Origin of the sequence: Bradyrhizobium sp. SZCCHNRI2009 (assembly GCF_032485115.1) — a bacterium.
GTDB lineage: Bacteria > Pseudomonadota > Alphaproteobacteria > Rhizobiales > Xanthobacteraceae > Bradyrhizobium.
This window is the reverse complement of sequence record NZ_JAUEUH010000015.1, coordinates 1-17186: the sequence shown is the minus strand read 5'-3', so window position 1 is coordinate 17186 and position 17186 is coordinate 1. Positions and strand designations below refer to the sequence as shown.

15 protein-coding genes are annotated in these 17186 nt (G+C 66.6%); 8 read left to right on the top strand and 7 right to left on the bottom strand.

Annotation, left to right across the window (positions count from 1 at the left end; genetic code table 11):
• Nucleotides 1-13 precede the first annotated feature (13 nt).
• The 5 genes from purD (at nucleotide 14) to QX041_RS33195 (ending at nucleotide 7194) form a co-directional block, all read left to right on the top strand.
• Nucleotides 14-1297: a phosphoribosylamine--glycine ligase gene (gene purD / locus QX041_RS33215; protein ID WP_315825390.1), complete on the top strand. Its 1284-nt coding sequence runs from the start codon at nucleotides 14-16 to the stop codon at nucleotides 1295-1297.
• A gap of 116 nt (nucleotides 1298-1413) precedes the next feature.
• Nucleotides 1414-4644 (top strand): AAA family ATPase, encoded by a 3231-nt coding sequence (locus QX041_RS33210; RefSeq protein ID WP_316168027.1) that lies wholly within the window; start codon nucleotides 1414-1416, stop codon nucleotides 4642-4644.
• 50 nt (nucleotides 4645-4694) lie between these two features.
• On the top strand, nucleotides 4695-5189 hold the full coding sequence (locus QX041_RS33205; RefSeq protein ID WP_315825388.1) for a hypothetical protein: 495 nt from the start codon (nucleotides 4695-4697) through the stop codon (nucleotides 5187-5189).
• Nucleotides 5186-5902, top strand: a complete 717-nt coding sequence (locus QX041_RS33200) for a class I SAM-dependent methyltransferase (RefSeq protein WP_316168026.1) — start codon at nucleotides 5186-5188, stop codon at nucleotides 5900-5902. Before QX041_RS33205 ends, QX041_RS33200 begins: the two co-directional genes overlap by 4 nt.
• Nucleotides 5902-7194, top strand: coding sequence for a cytochrome P450 (locus QX041_RS33195; RefSeq protein ID WP_316168025.1), 1293 nt, complete (start codon nucleotides 5902-5904; stop codon nucleotides 7192-7194). Before QX041_RS33200 ends, QX041_RS33195 begins: the two co-directional genes overlap by 1 nt.
• 21 nt (nucleotides 7195-7215) lie before the next feature.
• On the opposite strand, the gene QX041_RS33190 is transcribed toward QX041_RS33195, so the two are convergent.
• The gene (locus QX041_RS33190) at nucleotides 7216-7662 is read right to left on the bottom strand and encodes a nucleoside deaminase (RefSeq protein WP_315716695.1); all 447 of its coding nucleotides are present in this window, start codon (nucleotides 7660-7662) and stop codon (nucleotides 7216-7218) included.
• A gap of 131 nt (nucleotides 7663-7793) precedes the next feature.
• Here QX041_RS33190 and QX041_RS33185 point away from each other — a divergent pair, with 131 nt between their 5' ends.
• Together QX041_RS33185 and rsmD are read left to right on the top strand one after the other, a co-directional pair.
• Complete coding sequence (locus QX041_RS33185) at nucleotides 7794-9914, top strand: pseudouridine synthase (protein ID WP_316168023.1); 2121 nt, start codon at nucleotides 7794-7796, stop codon at nucleotides 9912-9914.
• A gap of 9 nt (nucleotides 9915-9923) precedes the next feature.
• A complete protein-coding gene (rsmD, locus tag QX041_RS33180; RefSeq protein WP_316168022.1) occupies nucleotides 9924-10478 on the top strand; it encodes a 16S rRNA (guanine(966)-N(2))-methyltransferase RsmD in 555 nt (184 codons plus the stop codon).
• A gap of 35 nt (nucleotides 10479-10513) precedes the next feature.
• Here rsmD and mutL read toward each other — a convergent pair whose 3' ends face one another.
• Nucleotides 10514-12367 (bottom strand): DNA mismatch repair endonuclease MutL, encoded by a 1854-nt coding sequence (gene mutL, locus QX041_RS33175; protein WP_316168021.1) that lies wholly within the window; start codon nucleotides 12365-12367, stop codon nucleotides 10514-10516.
• A 198-nt stretch (nucleotides 12368-12565) separates the two neighbouring features.
• Between mutL and QX041_RS33170 the strand changes: the two genes are divergently transcribed.
• The gene (locus QX041_RS33170; RefSeq protein WP_315716699.1) at nucleotides 12566-12877 is read left to right on the top strand and encodes a ribbon-helix-helix domain-containing protein; all 312 of its coding nucleotides are present in this window, start codon (nucleotides 12566-12568) and stop codon (nucleotides 12875-12877) included.
• A 196-nt stretch (nucleotides 12878-13073) separates the two neighbouring features.
• On the opposite strand, the gene QX041_RS33165 is transcribed toward QX041_RS33170, so the two are convergent.
• The 5 genes from QX041_RS33165 to arfB form a co-directional block, all read right to left on the bottom strand.
• Nucleotides 13074-14642, bottom strand: coding sequence for a GMC family oxidoreductase (locus tag QX041_RS33165; RefSeq protein WP_315716700.1), 1569 nt, complete (start codon nucleotides 14640-14642; stop codon nucleotides 13074-13076).
• Between the two features lie 36 nt (nucleotides 14643-14678).
• Nucleotides 14679-15227: a gluconate 2-dehydrogenase subunit 3 family protein gene (locus QX041_RS33160; protein ID WP_315716701.1), complete on the bottom strand. Its 549-nt coding sequence runs from the start codon at nucleotides 15225-15227 to the stop codon at nucleotides 14679-14681.
• Nucleotides 15228-15276: 49 nt separating this feature from the next.
• Nucleotides 15277-15672: a VOC family protein gene (locus QX041_RS33155; RefSeq protein WP_315716702.1), complete on the bottom strand. Its 396-nt coding sequence runs from the start codon at nucleotides 15670-15672 to the stop codon at nucleotides 15277-15279.
• Nucleotide 15673: 1 nt separating this feature from the next.
• Nucleotides 15674-15991, bottom strand: a complete 318-nt coding sequence (locus tag QX041_RS33150) for a c-type cytochrome (protein ID WP_315716717.1) — start codon at nucleotides 15989-15991, stop codon at nucleotides 15674-15676.
• Between the two features lie 221 nt (nucleotides 15992-16212).
• Nucleotides 16213-16632, bottom strand: coding sequence for an alternative ribosome rescue aminoacyl-tRNA hydrolase ArfB (gene arfB, locus QX041_RS33145; protein WP_315716703.1), 420 nt, complete (start codon nucleotides 16630-16632; stop codon nucleotides 16213-16215).
• Between the last annotated feature and the right edge of the window lie 554 nt (nucleotides 16633-17186).

The window sequence follows — 17186 nt, the reverse complement described above, 5'->3', positions numbered from 1 at the left end:
GACGGCATCGACGATGAACATTCTGCTCCTTGGTTCCGGCGGCCGTGAGCACGCGCTCGCCTGGAAGATTACCGGCTCGCCGCTGCTCACCAAGCTGTGGTGCGCACCCGGCAATGCCGGGATCGCCAAGGAGGCCGAATGTGTCGCGCTCGACGTCGCCGATCATGCGGCGGTGATCGCCTTCTGCCGGGCGAACAAGGTGGATCTGGTGGTGGTCGGCCCCGAGACGCCGCTCGCCGCCGGCATCGTCGATGATCTCGAGGCTGCCGGCATCAAGGCGTTCGGCCCATCCAGGCTCGCCGCCAAGCTCGAGGGCTCCAAGGGATACACCAAGGATCTCTGCGCCGAATACGACATCCCGACCGGCGCCTACTGCCGCTTCGACAATGCCCCCGAGGCGCTCGCTTATGTCCGCGAGCACGGCGCTCCGATCGTCGTCAAGGCAGACGGACTCGCGGCCGGCAAGGGTGTCGTCGTGGCCAAGACGGTTGCCGAGGCCGAGGACGCCATCAAGATGATGTTCGAGGGCGGCTTTGGCGTCGCTGGCGCCGAGGTCGTCATCGAGGAGTTTCTCGAAGGACGGGAGGTGTCGTTCTTCGCGCTGTGCGACGGTGAGACCGCGATACCGCTGGCCTCCGCCCAGGACCACAAGCGGGTGTTCGATCACGACCAGGGACCGAACACCGGCGGCATGGGAGCGTATTCGCCGACGCCGTTCGTGACGCAGGAGATTCATGACGAGATCATGAATCAGATCATTCAGCCGACCATTGCCGGGATGAGCGCCCGGGGCACACCCTTCAAGGGCATTCTCTATGCCGGCCTGATGCTGACGGCTCAGGGGCCGAAGCTGTTCGAATACAACGTGCGCTTCGGCGATCCGGAATGTCAGGTGCTGATGCTGCGGATGATGTCGGATCTCGTGCCCGCCATGCTGGCCGCCTGCGATGGGCAGTTGAAGAATTTCGACCTGCGCTGGTTTCCCGACGCCGCCGTCACCGTGGTCATGGCCGCGAAGGGCTATCCCGGCGACTACGCGAAGGGTGGTGTCATCGAGGGACTCGACGATGCCGCGAGGATCGAGGGCGTGGAGATCTTCCACGCCGGCACGGTGGCGAAGGACGGCGCCATTCTCGCCAATGGTGGGCGCGTCCTCAATGTCTGCGCGTCGGGAAAGAGCGTCGCCGAGGCTCAGGCGCGGGCCTATCAGGCCGTCGACCGCATCAAATGGGCTGACGGCTTCTGCCGGCGCGACATTGCCTGGCAGGCGGTGGCGCAGGAAAGCGGTCGGGGCTGAGCATCGTGATCGCCGCAGTCGGCCCCGCAAGGCTATTTTTCCCGCGAGAATTGTGGCAGTTCCATAGACTCATGCCGTGATGGGATGAATCAGTTCCGCCGTGGAACGGAGGGGCCATGGAATGCGCGCGGTGCGGCAGGCAGAATCAGCCCGGGAGAGCCTCGTGCGACCGGTGCGGCGAGCCGCTCAGCCTCAGATGTGAGGCGTGCAACCAGACCAACAGCCCGTCGAATCGCTTCTGCGGCCAATGCGGCGCGCCGTTGCCGGGCCGGCTGGCTCAGCCGGATCAGAACGCCCAGCGGGTGCTACGGACCCTGAGCAGCAAGGGCGGTGAGCGCAAGCGACTCACCATCCTGTTTGCCGACATTCGCGACTCGACCCAGCTCATCGATAGTCTCGGCGATCCCGAACTCGCGATGCAACGGCTCGATCCGGTCCTCAACCTCATGAAAGAGGCCGTCCACCGCTATGACGGCGTCGTCAACAAGACACAGGGCGACGGCGTCATGGCCCTGTTCGGCGCGCCGGTGCCGCACGAGGATCACGCCGTGCGTGGCTGCCTCGGTGCGCTCGCGATGCAGGACTCGATCGCCCGCCTGGCGGATCCGCATCTGCAGGTCCGCGTCGGACTGCACACCGGCGAGGTGATCGTCCAGGTCGTCGAGAACAGCATGTACCAGACCTACGATGCGGCCGGCGCCAACGTGCATCTGGCCAATCGTCTGGAGCACATGGCCGAGCCAGGGACCATCCTCATCAGCAAGGAGACCTACACCGGCGCCAGGCAGTTCGTCGAAGCCGAGCCGCTCGGCACCCGCACGCTGCGCGGCATTGCCTCGCCGGTGTCGATCTACAAGCTGATCGGCCGCCTGAACGCGCCGGCGAGCGACGTCTTCCGCAGCGGCCAACGCCTGTTGCCGCTGATCGGGCGCAACGCTCAGCTTGCGGTGCTCGAACGCGAGCTCGACGACGTCCTGGCGGCGCGTGGCGCTGTGGTCGGCATCGTCGGCGAGGCCGGCATCGGCAAGAGCCGGCTGTGCTTCGAGTTCGCCGAGCACTGTCGCCGCCAGGGCATTCGCGTCTACGAGGCGCGCGTGCTGGCACATGGCCGCGCCACCCCGTTCCAGCCGGTGCTCGAATTGTTGCGCGACTTCTTCGGCATCCGGGCGAAGGAGCCCGTCGAGGTGTCGCGACAGCGCGTGGTCGACAGACTCGAGGCCCTCGGCATTCCCGATACGGCGCTGGTGCTGCTGCTGGACTTCATGAGCCTTGCCGATCCGTCTCGTCCTGCGCTTCGGCTCGATCCGGGCGTGTTCAAGACGCGTCTCCTCAACGTGTTCAAGACGTTGTTCCGCTCGGCGCCGGCGGATGGCGCCGTGGTGATCATGATCGAGGACCTGCATTGGCTCGACGAGGCCAGCGAGGAGTTCGTCGAGGCGCTCGCGGAGGCCTCGATCGGCACCAAGACGCTGCTGGTCGTGAACTACAGGCCTGGTTTTGCCGCGTCCTTCATGCAGCGGGCTCCGTTTCACGAGCTGCACATCGTGCCGCTCGCATCCGCCGAGGCGCGCAAACTGCTGCGCGGCGTCTTCGGCGACGACGCATCGCTCGAGACGCTGGTCGGCGACATCATCGAGCGTGCGCAGGGCAATCCCTTCTTCCTCGAGGAGCTGGCGAGCGCGGTCTCGGAGAGCGGCGGGTTCGAGGGTGAGCGCGGCGCCTATCGGCTGAAGGGCGGGATCGGCCCGATTCCGCTGCCGCCGACGGTGCATGCCGTGGTAGCGGCCCGCATCGACCGTCTGAGCGAGACCGCCAAGAGCGTCCTGGAAACAGCGGCTGTGATCGGCCGCTCGGTCGCGCTCGCCGTGCTCAAGCCGGTCGTCGGGCTCAGCGAGGCGGACCTGTTCGACGCGCTCGCACAACTGAGGCATGCCGATCTTCTCTATGATCTGCCGCCGTTCGACATGGGCGTGCTCGCCTTCCGCCATCCGCTGATCCAGGAGGTGGCCTATGCCATGCAGCTGCGCTCGCGCCTGAGCGGCGTACACGTGGCCGTGGCCAAGGCGATCGAGGCGCTGGATTGGGGCACGCAGGACGAGTTCGCCGCCCTGATCGCCTCGCACTACGAATTCGCCGGCCAGACCATGCAGGCAGTCGAGCATCTGCAGCGCGCGGCGCGCTGGATCGGCCGCACCAATACGGCCGAGGCACTGCGGCTTTGGAAAAAGATCCGCTCCATGCTGCAGACGGTGCCGCCATCCGAGCACGTCGATCGCCTCAGGGCGCTTGCCAGCGGCCAGATCCTCAATTGCGGATGGCGGGAGGGCATCTCGGCCGAGGAGGTGAGGCCTTTCGCCGAGGAGGCGCTGCGCTATGCGCGCTCCTCGGACAAGATGCACGAGCCGATCCTGCTCGGCGCTTACGGCCGCGTCCTCGCCTCGACCGGCGCAGCCGACGACTACGTCAACCTCGTGCAGAATGCGGTCAAGCTGACCTCGGAGGAGGGCGATGTCGGCCGCTATGCGACCGTCAACGCCATGCTGGCGCAGGCGCTTCTGCTGTCGGGGAGAGCACGAGACGCGCTAGCAGCGGCGAACACGGCGCAGGCGACGATCGCTAACCAAGGTGGTTTTGACAGTAGTGTGACTCTGGGGCTGACGCCAAATCAGATCCTGGGATTCGATGTTGAATATTGGATCAAGTGCCTCAGGACGCGAATCCTGGTCCAGCTCGGCTGTTTCGCTGAGCTCGAAATTCAGCTTTTCGAATTGTTGAATACCCCTCCCGAACAGTTGGCTCCGGTGGTCCGTTTTATCCCGCACTTTGCCGCTGTCGAATTTGCTCGATGGCAAGGTCGTGCTGAGGCCGCAGCTCTGCACTCGGCCGAGCTGCTTCAGATCGCTGAAGCGTCGGGCATGCCGTACATTCGGGTGCAGGCGTTGGCAGGGGCTGGTCTTGCTCGGGCGGCTGCAGGCGATTTCACTCACGCCGCGTATGATCTCAGGGAAGCGATCGAGTACTCGAGGCGCGCCAGGGCAGGTCTCGAGTTCGAAGCGCGCATGATGAGCGATCTGGCTGACGTCCTTTATCGCGCAGGAGACCTCCGTGGTGCACGCGACGTTGCTGAGGAAGCCAGCGTCATCGCCCGACGCAGGACGGATAGGATCGGTGAACTCCACGCGGTGCTGCTGCGATGTTTGATCAGTTCGTCCGACTCCGATTTTCGGAACGACGCAGAAGCTGTCGGATCGCTGCTCGACGCCGAGCGCCTGCTGGAAGTCTCGGGTGCCGAGGTCTACAAACCCATGTTGATAGCGTGCCGATCCTCTCTTGAAGGTACTAGATGACCCGTGCAGTATGCCCGCTTTCCATGAAGCATTATTAGGAGGCTGGGCGCATGGGGATGATGATTAAAGACAGTACTACGCTCGATATTCTTGTGCAGTTGAACAGGCGTTTCGAGGCTGAAGCTTTGCCGGAAATGGTCGAGCTGCAGCGCGAGTTTGGAGTTTTTTCACTGCAGCATGACTTGCAGCAATCGTTCGCTTTGCTGGGGATCGTGCCGCAGGATTGGACTGAGCGTCGCCGGTGGTACCGTTTCTTGGAACACCTCAGGACCTATCCCTCCGATCTTGATGGCGTGAATGGTCACGACCGTGTCATCCGGGCGTTCAAGGACGACCTGGAATCCGAGAAGCCGCTTCCTGTTTCGATTGTCTGCCATTCGGCAGCGGACGATCCTCGGGTGACGGTTACGCAAGGCCGTCCGGTCGTGTTCTCGCTCGAAACGCATGTGATCGTTTCGATACCGACCACTCCCGGACGAGAGGCGCGTCAGAACCTGGCCGAAGTTGCTCGCACCAGGCGTGTTCAGAAGCGCGGCAAAAAATGAGCCTGACCGCAGGCGACGGCGCCGGACAAAAGGCTCCTTCTATTCAGGCCATTTGCTCCGACGTCGATGCCTACTACACCGCATGCGTCGCGCGTCATGGCGCGACGCCGCGGGGCGTCGACTGGTCATGCGAGGCGACGCAGGGCCTGCGCTTCGTGCAGCTGATGAAGCTGTGCGATGCGTCGGCGCCGTTCAGCCTCAACGACATCGGCTGTGGCTATGGCGCGCTGGTGCCGTTTCTGGCTGCACGCTATCCGACCTGCGAGATCGACTATCTCGGCATCGATCTGTCGCGCGCCATGATCAGCCGCGCCCGTCGGCGCTTTGCTGGCCCGCAGCGGCGTTTCGTCGTTGCCGCGGAGAGCCCGCGCATCGCCGACTACTCGGTCGCGTCCGGCATCATGAACGTCAATGTCGGCTATCCGCGCCAGGCCTGGGAGAGTTACATCAAGGGCCTGTTGCGGCAGATGTTCGCCACCAGCCGCCGCGGCTTCGGCGTCAACTTCATGCGGGCCCACGGTGACGATGACGAGGCCTCCGATGCCGCGACGGCGCGGCTGTACCGGACCACGCCGGAGATCTGGGCGGCCCATTGTGAGCGCGAGTTTGCCGCGCCGGTCGAGGTCATCGGCGGTTACGGCATGAAGGAGTTCACCCTGCTGGTGCGCCGCAGACCCGAGGCGGCCGTCTCGGACGGCGATCCGTCGCACTGATGTCCGCAGCTCCGTTGCTCTCATCCAAGCCCGGTCGACACGCTGCCGCGATCGCGCGCGCGGTGGATGTGCTGATCTCCTCGAAAGGTCACGCCAGCCCCTTGCGGCTTGAACGGGCCTGCGCACTGTTGCGCCAGCATGCGCCGCTGCACTGGGTCGAGCGCCCGGGCGTGCGTCCGTTCTGGGCCGTCACGCGCTACGCCGACATCGTTGCGATCGAGACGCGGAGCAGGGATTTCGCTGCGGGACCCCGCACCTATCTTGCCAGCGAAGCCTCGGAGGCCGTGCTGCAGCGGGTCACCGGCAAGCCGCAGGCCGTCCGCAGCCTCACCGAGATGGATGCCCCGGATCACGCCGCCTATCGCGCGGTCATCCAGGGCGCCTTCGCGCCGCCGGCTCTGCGCGCGATGGAGAGCTGGCTGACGCAATGGGCCTCCGAGATCCTCGACCGTGTTGCCGTGCGCGGTGATGCTTGCGATTTCGCACGCGACGTCGCGCTGCCTTTCACCTTCCGCGTCATCGGTCGCATGCTGGGCACGCCCGAAGCCGATGACGCACGGCTTGCCCGGCTCGCCCAGGCGTTCGTGGCCGCCGAGGATCCGCAGCGGCGTTTTGCCGAGGCGCCCGGCGACACCATGCGCATGGCCATGCTGGCGCTCCGCGACTACTTCGAAGCCGTGGTCGCCGACCGCCGCGCCAGCCCGCGCGACGATCTCGCCAGCCTGATCGCGGAGAGCGCGCCGCATGGCGCCGCAATGCCGCATTACGAGCTGATCTCCTATTTCATCCTGCTGGTGACGGCCGGCCACGACACCACCTCGCTCGCTTTGGCCGGCGGGCTCGAGGCGCTGCTCGCGGACCCGGGCCAGCTCGAGCGGTTGCGCGCCGAGCCTGAGCTGCTCGATCCGGCGATCGAGGAGATGCTGCGCTGGACCACGCCGGTGCGCCATTTCATGCGGACGGCGGTCGGCGACACCGAGGTCGCCGGCCAGGTCATTCGCGAGGGCGAGGCGCTGGCCTTGTTCTTCCATTCCGGCAACCGCGACGAAGCCATGTTCGACGAGGCCGGCACGTTCCGGATCGATCGCAGTCCGAATCCGCATATCGCCTTCGGCCGCGGCCCGCATGTCTGCATGGGGCTGCAGCTGGCGCGGATGCAGATGCGTGCGATGTTCGCGGAGCTGCTCCGTCGTACGTCGCATATCGCGCTCGCCGGACGGGTGCGCCGGGTCGAGTCGCCGTTCATGAGCGGGGTCAGCGGCCTTCCCATCCACATCCGCTTTCGCGAATGATGCGGCCGGGGCGAGGTCTCGTCAGCGCCGCGCCTTGAAGAAGTCCTTCAGCATCTGCGACGCCTGCTGCTCGCCGACGGCCGAGTAGACCTCCGGCGCGTGGTGGCAGGTGGGCTGGCAGAAGAACCGCACGCCGGATTCGACGGCGCCGCCCTTGGGATCGGCGGCCCCATAATACAGCCGGCGGATGCGGGCGAAGGAGATGGCGCCAGCGCACATCGTGCACGGTTCCAGCGTGACGTAGAGGTCGCAATCGACCAGCCGTTCGCTGCCGATCGCCTGCGCGGCTTGGCGCAGCGCCAGGACCTCGGCATGGGCGGTGGGGTCGCGGTCGGTCAGAGTGCGGTTGGCGGCGGTGGCGATGACCACGTTGTCCCGCACCACGACGCAGCCGATCGGCACCTCGCCGGAAATTGCGGCCGATTCGGCCGCTTTCAACGCCAGATCCATGAAAGAAGGAGCGTTCATGGCTCGTAATGCCCGGATAAGTCTGGTACTGCATCGCCCTTCAGCAAAACCGGACCTCGATTTCCCGCGTGACAGGCGCTGCTCAGAGCGCGCGTACCACGCGACGTCCCGCACCTCAAAGTGAGACTTTCATGCCCCGCGACACCGACAAAGACAACGATTCCCGCGGCCGCCGCGGCGGCGCCCCGCGGGGGCGTTCCGAAGGGACTAAGGGACGCTCGGGCGCCGCGCGGGGCCCGGAGAAGAAGTTCGCCAAACGCGGCTTCGGCGACAAGGCGGCGGGGCCCAAGGGCAAGCGCTCGTTCGACGAGGGCCGTGCACCGCGCCGCCGCGACGACGGCGATGCGCCGCGCAAATCCTTTGGCGAAAAGCCGCGCTTTAACCGCGATGAGCGTCCGCGCGGCGACCGTCCGTTTGCCGCGCGTCCGCCGCGGGGTGAGAACGGCGAGAAGCGCGCCTTCAAGCCGCGCGGCGACCGGCCGAAATTCGACCGTGACGCGGGTGGCGGCAGCAAGCGTCCCTACGCGCCGCGCGCCGATCGCGACGAGGCCCGTCCGGCGACGCGATCCTCCGAGCGCAAGTTCGGCGAACGCAAGCCCTACGCGCCACGCGAGCGCGACGGTGAGAAGCGCCCCTATACGCCGCGCAGCGGGGGCGCCCGCGATCGCGGCGACCGTCCGCGCACCGAGCGCAGCTTCGGTGACCGGCCGCCGCGTGGCGATCGGCCGGAGCGGAAGTTCGGCGGCGAGAAGACATTTTCCCGCGGAGCTGACGGCGATCGCGGCCAGCGCAAGTTCGGTGCCGGCCCGCGCGGTCCGCGCAAGGAATTCGGCGACCGTCCGGCCCGCGGCGAGTCCAAGCCGTGGCAGAAGCGTGAGGGCGGCGATCGACCGGAGCGCAGCGCCCGCCCGCCCCGCGATGGTGCGCGCAGCTTCGACCGTCCGAAGTTCGACCGTTCCGCCTCCGATCGGCCGCGCGGGGACCGTCCCAAGTTCGACCGGCCCACATCCGACCGTCCGAAATTCGACCGGCCGCGCGATCGCGGCGACGACCGGAAGTCCGATCGCCCGCGTCAACGCCCCGAAGGCCGCAGCGAGTGGCAGGAGCATCCGCGCGGCGAGGGTCGCGGCGGTGATTTCGCCGACCGGCCGCGCCGCGACAATGAGGACGAGAGCCGGGTCTTCGCCAAGCGTCCGGCGTTCGGCGGCCGCGGTCCGTACCGCGAGCGCAAGCCTGAGACCGACAAGCGTACCAAGCGCGTCGTGCCCGACGAGGCGCCGAAGCCCGGCAAGGCTGGCGAGCGCATCGCCAAGGTGCTGGCGCGTGCCGGCCTCGCCTCGCGCCGTGATGCCGAGGAGATGGTGACGCAGGGCCGCGTCACCGTGAACGGCCGCATCATCAACTCACCGGCGCTCGACGTCACCGAGAACGACGTGATCCAGGTCGACGGCGCGCCGTTGCCGGAGCGTGAGCGCACGCGGCTGTTTTTGTACCACAAGCCGCGCGGGCTGATGACGACGCACAGCGACCCCGAGGGGCGCCCGACCGTGTTCGACAATCTGCCGGAAGGGCTGCCGCGCCTGATCTCGATCGGCCGGCTCGATTTCAATACCGAGGGGCTGCTGCTGCTCACCAATGACGGCGGGCTGGCGCGCGTGCTCGAACTGCCGGACACCGGCTGGACACGCCGCTATCGTGTCCGCGCCCATGGCGAGATTACGCAGGCGCAGCTCGACCAGCTCGCTGCAGGCGTCGAGGTCGACGGCGTGAAATACGGCCCGATCGAAGCGACGCTGGAGCGCGACCAGGGCGCCAATGTCTGGCTGGTCGTTGCGATCCGCGAAGGGAAGAACCGCGAGGTGCGCAACGTGCTCGCCCATCTCGGCCTCGAGGTGAACCGCCTGATCCGCGTCTCCTACGGTCCGTTCCAGCTCCTGGAGCTGCCCGAGGGCGAGGTGCAGGAGGTTAAGACGCGGGTGCTGCGCGAGCAGCTCGGCGAGAAGGTCATCGCGCAGTCGGGCGCCGATCTCGGTCCGGCCGGCAAGGGTAATCGCGAGCCGTTGCCGGATCCGAAGCCCAAGCCGAAGCGCGAGGTCGTCGCCGACCGCAAGGGCCGGCGCGTGCTGGTCCAGCGCACAGGCAGCGAAGAGGCACGCGAGCGCCACGAGGCCGAGGCGCGCTTTCCCGGGCCGCCGCGGCGGCCGAAGCGCGGCTATCACGGCAAGCGCGATATCACGCCGCAGGACGAGTAGGGTGGTGCGATGCGTGTCGTCGGTGGACGGCTGAAGGGCCGCAACATCGCCTCGCCCGCCTCGCGCGACATACGGCCGACGCAGGACCGGCTGCGCGAGGCGCTGTTCAACATCCTCGTGCACGCCTACGAGGATCCGATCGAGGGCGCACGCGTCCTCGACCTGTTTGCCGGCACCGGTGCGCTCGGCATCGAGGCGGCCTCGCGTGGCGCAGCGTTCACGCTGTTCGTCGACAACGGCGCCGAGGCAAGGGCGCTGCTGCGCAACAATGTCGAGGCGCTCGGCCTCGGCGGTGTCACCAAGGTCTACCGCCGCGATGCCACCAATCTCGGTCCGGCGCGCCCGGTCGAGCCGTTCTCGCTGGTGTTTCTCGATCCGCCCTATGGCAAGGGTCTGGCCGAGAAGGCGTTGGCCTCGTTGCGCGACGGCGGCTGGCTGGTGCCATCGGCGCTGCTCGTGGTGGAAGAGTCCAAGGCCGCCGCGTTCAAGGCGCCCGAGGGGTTCGAAGAGCTCGAGCGTCGCGCCTATGACGACACCGAGTTCGTGTTCTTGCGTGGCGCTTGATCCTTGCGAATGGCTCGTTGCGGAGGGCGTCGGCGCTATCTCCTCCCGAACAGCTTCTCGACATCGGCGAGCTTGAGCTCGACATAGGTCGGGCGGCCGTGATTGCACTGGCCGGAGTTGGGCGTGTCCTCCATCTCGCGGAGCAGCGCATTCATCTCTTCCGGCTTGAGGCGGCGGCCGGCGCGCACCGAGCCGTGGCAGGCCATGGTAGCGGCGACGTGCATCAGGCGGCGCTCCAGCGGCAGCGCCTCGCCCCATTCCTCCATGTGCTCGGCGAGATCGCGCAGCAGCCCCGCCGCATTGATCTTGCCGAGCAGCGACGGCGTCTCGCGCACCGCGACCGCGCCGGGACCGAACGATTCGATCGCGAGGCCGAATGAGGCAAGCTCATCAGTCCGCGCGAGCAGCGTCTCGACGGTGGCTTCATCGAGCTCGACGATGTCCGGGATCAGCAGGATCTGCCGCTGCACACCATGCGCCGCGAGCGAGGCCTTGAGCCGCTCATAGACGATGCGCTCATGGGCGGCGTGCTGGTCGACGATGACGAGGCCGTCGCGGGTCTGCGCCACGATGTAGGTGTCGTGGATCTGGGTGCGCGCAGCGCCGAGCGGACGGTCGAGCAGGTCGGGCGCGGCCGGCTGCTCGTGCAGACGAAGATCGGCGCGGGGCGTGCCGACGTCGAAGGCCGCTTGAGAGGATTCCGCAAGCCCGAACGACCCGAGATCTGGTGAGGGCGCCGCCGCAGGGACGGAGCCGCCGAAATGCGGCATCACCGGCGCCGACGGCGAGCGCTGCCAGTCCCAATTCATCGGACCGACGTTGGGCCGCGGTGGCGCGAAGGCCGGGCGGAACGCGGCGATGGTCGCGCCGCCGTCATTGGCCGCGGTGCGGCGGCCTTCGCGGGCGAGACCTTCCTTCAACGCGTGGATGATCAGCGCGCGCACCAGGCCGGCATTGCGAAAGCGCACCTCGGTCTTGGCCGGATGCACGTTGGCGTCGACCTCGCGCGGATCGAGTGTGACGAACAGCGCCACGACAGGATGGCGGTCGCGCGGCAGATAGTCGGCGTAGGCTGCGCGCACGGCGCCGAGGATCAGCTTGTCGCGCACCGGGCGGCCGTTGACGAACAGATACTGCCCAAGCGCATTGGCGCGCGTCAGCGCCGGGGCCGCTGCGAAGCCTTCGACCACGACATGATCGCGCTCGCTGCGCACGGCGATCGCATGGCTGCGGAAGTCGGCGCCGAGGATGTCGCCGAGCCGCGTCAGCTGGCCCGGCGCGCCGGGCAGCGCGGCGGCCCAGGTCACCGGCGCGCGCTCCTCGCCGGCGAGCGTGAAGGCGATGTCGGGCCGCGCCATCGCCAGCCGCCGCACCACCTCGCGGATCGCCTCGGCCTCGGTGCGGTCGGTCTTGAGGAACTTCAGCCGGGCCGGCGTGGCGTGGAAGAGATCGGCGACCTCGACGCGGGTGCCCTGGTTCAGCGCGGCCGGCACGATCGGCGACTTGTCGCCGCAATCGACCGCGAGCGCCCAGGCATGCGGCTCGCTCCTGTGCCGCGTCGTGATCGACAGCCGCGCCACCGAGCCGATCGAGGGCAGCGCCTCGCCGCGGAACCCGAGGGTGCGGATCTGCAGCAGGTCCTCGTCGTCGAGCTTCGATGTCGCGTGGCGCTCGACCGCGAGCGCAAGATCGGCCGCCGTCATGCCGCCACCGTCGTCGGTGATCGCGATCTTTCGCCGGCCGCCACCGTCGGTGAAGATGTCGATGCGGCTCGCGCCGGCATCGATCGCGTTCTCGACCAGCTCCTTGACGACGCTCGCCGGCCGCTCAACCACCTCGCCGGCGGCGATGCGGTTGACGATCTGTTCGGGAAGCTGGCGGACGGGCATGGTGCGAACGAACTTGAAAGCTGGCTGGCTTGGATATTGAAGGCGCGCGGCGCTGCGGCGGTCACGTTGCAAATGTGGGGTGAGAATAGCTTTTTTCATGCGCTGCGGCAGAGAAAAGCAACCTTCTCCAACGGGATTGTGAGGCGGGCGGGGCCAGTATATCGTTTCGCAAAAATAACGATCAGCCGGAGGAAGCCCATGTGCCATCTGTTCGCACACCAGCCTCAGCGCGATTATGAGTCGCAGACCCGCTCGTTGCGGATCGGCGGCCATAGCACGTCGATCCGGCTCGAAATGGCGTTCTGGGACACGCTCGAGGAGATCGCCGCCAAGGAAGGCATGAGCCTCGCCAAGTTCGTGACCACGCTGTACGCCGAGGTGCTCGACCATCACGGCGAGGTGAAGAATTTTGCGTCGCTGCTGCGCTGCTCCTGTCTGATCTATCGGGCAAAGGCGACTGCGACGCTGCCGGAATTTACCGCGGCGGCGATCATGGACGCGGCCGAGTAGCCACGGCCCCGCTGTCTTGTCTCCCTCCCCCGCTTGCGGGGGAGGGCGAGGGTGGGGGCGCCACAGCGGCAGTCCCGCCGCAGCGTTCCCCCACCCGCATCGCATCTTCGATGCGATGCGACCTCCCCCGCGAGCGGGGGAGGCGCTGACCGTCATCGTCGCAAGCCGTGTACTCAACACAGCAAGGACTTGCCCATCAGATCTCCTTCTTCTGCATCGCGCCAGCAATGTAGTCCGCCTGGCGGATCGCCAGCGCCACGATGGTGAGCGTCGGGTTGCATGCCGCTCCCGTAGTGAACTGGCTGCCGTCGGAGACGAACAGGTTCTTGACGTCGTGGGTCTGGCCGAACTTGTTGACGACGCCGTCCTTGGCCTTCTCGCTCATCCGGTTGGTGCCGAGATTGTGCGTCGAGGGGTAGGGCGTGGTCGGGTAGGTCACGGTGGCGCCGACCGCCTCGTAGATCGCCGAGCCCTGCTTGTAGGCGTGGGCGCGCATCGCGACGTCGTTGGGATGATCGTCGAAATGCACTGAGGCGACCGGCATGCCGAACTTGTCCTTGGCGACAGGATCGAGCGTGATGCGGTTGGTCTCCTGCGGCATGTCCTCGCCGACCAGCCACATGCCGGCCATGCGCGGATAGGTCTCCATCGCCGCCGTGAAGCTGCGGCCCCAGGCGCCGGGATTGAGGAACGCGGCCATGAACGGCAGGCCGAGCGAGAGCGTCTCCATCTCGTAGCCGCCGACGAAGCCGCGCTTCGGATTGAACGCCGCCTCGTCGCGGACGATGCCGGCCATGGTGGTCCCGCGATACATGTGCACCGGGTTCTCGAACGTCGCATAGACGCTGCCGGTCATGTGCCGCATGTAGTTGCGCCCCACCTGGCCGGAGGAGTTGGCAAGTCCATCCGGGAACATGTTCGAGGCGCTGTTGAGCAGAAGCCGCGGGCTCTCGATCGAGTTGCCGGCGACGGCGACGATACGGGCCTTCTGCAACTGCATCTTGCCCTGACCGTCGGCATAGACCACGCCGGTGACCTTGCCCGAGGCGTCATGCTCGATCTTGATCGCCATGCTGTTGGGCCGCACCTCGAGATTGCCGGTGGCCTCGCCCTTCGGGATCTCGGTGTACAGGGTCGACCATTTCGCACCGGACTTGCAGCCCTGGAAGCAGAAGCCGATCTGCTGGCAGGCGCCGCGGCCGTCGCGCGGCTGCGAGTTGATCGCCATGTTGCCGGTGTGCACGGTCTTGTAGCCGATCTTCCGGGCGCCGGCTTCGAGCACCTTGAAATTGTTGTTGCCGGGTAGGCCCGGAATGTCGTTGGTGCGGGTGACGCCCATCTTGAACTCGGCCTTGGCGTACCACGGTTCCATTTCGGCGAGCGTCACCGGCCAGTCCAACAGGCTCGCGCCGGGCAGCGCGCCATAGGTGGTGCGGGCCTTGAACTCGTGCTCATCGAAGCGCAGCGAGGCGCCGGCCCAGTGCACGGTCGAGCCGCCGACCGCCTTGACGATCCAGGCCGGCAGGTTGGCGAAGTCCTTCGCCACGCGCCAGGTCCCGGATGTCGTGCGCATGTCGGTCCAGGCGAGCTGGGTGAAGCTCTCCCATTCGTCGTTGATGAAGTCGGGAATCTCGTAGCGATTGCCCGCCTCGAGAATGACGACCTTGATGCCCTTCTGCGCGAGCTCGTTGCCGAGCGTGCCGCCGCCGGCTCCCGAGCCGATGATGACGACGACGCTTGAATCGTTCTGGTCGAATTTTGCCATGGTGGTTTCCTCCGTGTTTTCTGTTGTTCGCCGGCGTCAGGCTTTCGGCAGCCAGTCGATGTCGGAGAAGCCACGGTTGATGTAGCCGCCATGCTCGGCGGAGGAGCCCTCGTAGCCGAACTTCGGCCAGAGCTCCTTCTGATTGTAGAGCGACACCACGAGGTCGCCGCGGAGCGTCTTGAAGAAGGTCGTCTGCTCGATGCCCTGGAGCAGCGCGACGCGGTCGGCCTCCCACGGCACCTGAGCGTAAGGCACCTTGTGGCGGTCACGCGCGTCCTGGTCGAGCCGGGCGACGCCGTCATTGATCATTGCCTTCACGGCGGCATCCTCCGCGGCCTTACCGTCCCACGGCTTGACCGCGGTGATGTAGTAGCGGTCGGCGAGGAAGTCGTGCGGATAGATGTCGCGCGCGACCTTCACCAGCGTCTTCAGCGTCGCCGGCGTCAGCGCCTTGGCATCCTCCGCCCAGGCATCGGCAATGCCAAGGCCGGTCGCGGAAGCCACGGCTGCGGCCGGCACGGTCGAGGCCGCGCCCTTGAGAAAGACGCGGCGGTCGTATTTGTTGCGGCGATCGACTTCTCTCATGGGTATCCTCCGTTGGTTTTTTGTTTGGTGTATTTTCGTGGTCAGCGGCTCATCCGAAGCGGCCGCCGCGCTGGATGACCTCGATCTTGTAGCCGTCGGGATCTGTGACGAAGAAGAAGCGCGCGAGTGTCGCACCATTGTGCTTGAAATCGCGCAACGGGCCTGGTGCCAGGTTCTCGCGCTCGAAACGGGCATGCTCGGCATCGAGATCGTCGACCACGACAGCGAGATGGCCGTAGCCGTCACCGAGCGTATACGGCTCCTTGCGGTCGTAGTTGACGGTGAGCTCGACCTCGAAGGGCGACGACGGATGGCGCAGATAGATCAGCGCGAAGCCGTCGAAGCGCAGATTGTCTGATATCTCCAGGCCGAAGGCGCGCTTGTAGAAGTCGAGCGCCTTGGCCTCGTCGAGCACGCGGATCATGGAATGAACGGGTTTGGCCATCTCAATTGTCCTTCAGGTAGTTGATGATCGCGGCGCGCACGTCGGGCTTGGCCTGGCGATACGCCATCACGGCGCCGGGGATCAGCTCTTGCGGGTTGGTCAGCCAGGCATCGAGCTTGGTCTCGTCCCAGGTGAAATCAGCTTTCGCGAAGCCGGCCGAATAGCGGAAGCCTTCGACGGAGCCGGCGCGGCGGCCGACGACCTTCGACAGCGGCGGCCCCTGGCGCATCGGCTCGGCGCTGCTCAGCGTATGGCAGACGCCGCATTGCTGCTTGAACAAGGTCGCGCCGTCGGCAGGCTTGGGCGACGGCAAGGCCATCTGCGCCGATGCAATCGTGGTGCTCAGGACTGCGCCGCACCATCCTAGTCCAAAAACAATCAGCAGCTCTTGCGCCGTACGCCGTCTCGACATCGATCCTCTCTCATCATTTTTGATGAGACTAGGTGGCAGCGAGAGCGCCGTGGTAGTAGCGGGCTGTTTCGGCCGGAACAAAGCGTGCGCAGGACTTGTCCAGTCGCAGGATATGTCAGCGTTGCGGACTAATCGTCGAAGCGGCGCCCGCCGCGTCCCGCCTTGACATCGCTGCGGATCTTCTTGCCTTCGAGCCGGCGCTGCTTGGAGCCGAAGGTCGGCTTGGTCGGGCGCCGCACCTTCGGCCGGATCATCGCCTCCTTCAACAGCGTGACGAGACGCTCGATCGCATCGGCCTTGTTGCGCTCCTGGGTGCGGAAGCGTTCGGCCTGGATGACGATGACGCCGTTCTTGGTCATGCGCTGTCCAGCGAGCCGCGCCAGCCGTGCGGCGGCGTCCTCGGGCAGGGTGATCCGGGTCGTGTCGAAGCGCAGCTGCGCCGAGGTCGACAGCTTGTTGACGTTCTGGCCGCCGGGGCCGGAGGCGCGGACGAACGAGATCTCGATGTCGTCTTCGTTGATGGCGAGGTCGCGGGAGATCCGCAGCATGGGGCACCAGTGGAATCGAGGTTTTCGCGCCCACCATAGCGGGTTTAGGGGAGGTGTGCGCGGGGCGTCATGGCGAGGCGCGGTTGGCGGCCCGAGACCGCCGCCAGAATCTCCACTGTCATCCCGGCGAACGCCGGGATCCATAACCCCAGGGAGCAGTTTGGGGCAGGCTGGCCGCTGACACCTCCCGCCTCAAGTCGGCTGCGGCGTATGGGTGCCGGATCTGCGCCGCGCTGGCGCGCGTCGCAGCTTGTCCGGGACGACGGCGGTGTGCGAGGCGGATTCACGGTTCAAACAGCGGCCGCAGGCGACGACATGTCAGCGCGTTCTCGCGGCATCTGATGCCCGAGGTCTGCGATCAGTTCGTCCCTCGCGAGCATGCAGAGGGCGCGGGGAATGCCGGGCGCTGGCCGCACCCATGGCCCGCCTGCGAAAAAAATGCAGGCGGCAGGTACCACAGGTTCAGCCGAGGCATCCGGCGGGCTCAAGCGGTGGTCGCAACACCAAGTGTTTTCATTCGTGACAGCAGCTCGTCAAGCGCTTCTGCTGGAGTT

Excerpts from the sequence above, each read along its gene's own strand:
- purD (WP_315825390.1), top strand. The coding sequence starts at position 14 with ATGAACATTCTGCTCCTTGGTTCCGGCGGCCGTGAGCACGCGCTCGCC.
- QX041_RS33210 (WP_316168027.1), top strand. The coding sequence starts at position 1,414 with ATGGAATGCGCGCGGTGCGGCAGGCAGAATCAGCCCGGGAGAGCCTCG.
- QX041_RS33205 (WP_315825388.1), top strand. The coding sequence starts at position 4,695 with ATGGGGATGATGATTAAAGACAGTACTACGCTCGATATTCTTGTGCAG.
- QX041_RS33200 (WP_316168026.1), top strand. The coding sequence starts at position 5,186 with ATGAGCCTGACCGCAGGCGACGGCGCCGGACAAAAGGCTCCTTCTATT.
- QX041_RS33195 (WP_316168025.1), top strand. The coding sequence starts at position 5,902 with ATGTCCGCAGCTCCGTTGCTCTCATCCAAGCCCGGTCGACACGCTGCC.
- QX041_RS33190 (WP_315716695.1), bottom strand. The coding sequence starts at position 7,662 with ATGAACGCTCCTTCTTTCATGGATCTGGCGTTGAAAGCGGCCGAATCG.
- QX041_RS33185 (WP_316168023.1), top strand. The coding sequence starts at position 7,794 with ATGCCCCGCGACACCGACAAAGACAACGATTCCCGCGGCCGCCGCGGC.
- rsmD (WP_316168022.1), top strand. The coding sequence starts at position 9,924 with ATGCGTGTCGTCGGTGGACGGCTGAAGGGCCGCAACATCGCCTCGCCC.
- mutL (WP_316168021.1), bottom strand. The coding sequence starts at position 12,367 with ATGCCCGTCCGCCAGCTTCCCGAACAGATCGTCAACCGCATCGCCGCC.
- QX041_RS33170 (WP_315716699.1), top strand. The coding sequence starts at position 12,566 with ATGTGCCATCTGTTCGCACACCAGCCTCAGCGCGATTATGAGTCGCAG.
- QX041_RS33165 (WP_315716700.1), bottom strand. The coding sequence starts at position 14,642 with ATGGCAAAATTCGACCAGAACGATTCAAGCGTCGTCGTCATCATCGGC.
- QX041_RS33160 (WP_315716701.1), bottom strand. The coding sequence starts at position 15,227 with ATGAGAGAAGTCGATCGCCGCAACAAATACGACCGCCGCGTCTTTCTC.
- QX041_RS33155 (WP_315716702.1), bottom strand. The coding sequence starts at position 15,672 with ATGGCCAAACCCGTTCATTCCATGATCCGCGTGCTCGACGAGGCCAAG.
- QX041_RS33150 (WP_315716717.1), bottom strand. The coding sequence starts at position 15,991 with ATGGCCTTGCCGTCGCCCAAGCCTGCCGACGGCGCGACCTTGTTCAAG.
- arfB (WP_315716703.1), bottom strand. The coding sequence starts at position 16,632 with ATGCTGCGGATCTCCCGCGACCTCGCCATCAACGAAGACGACATCGAG.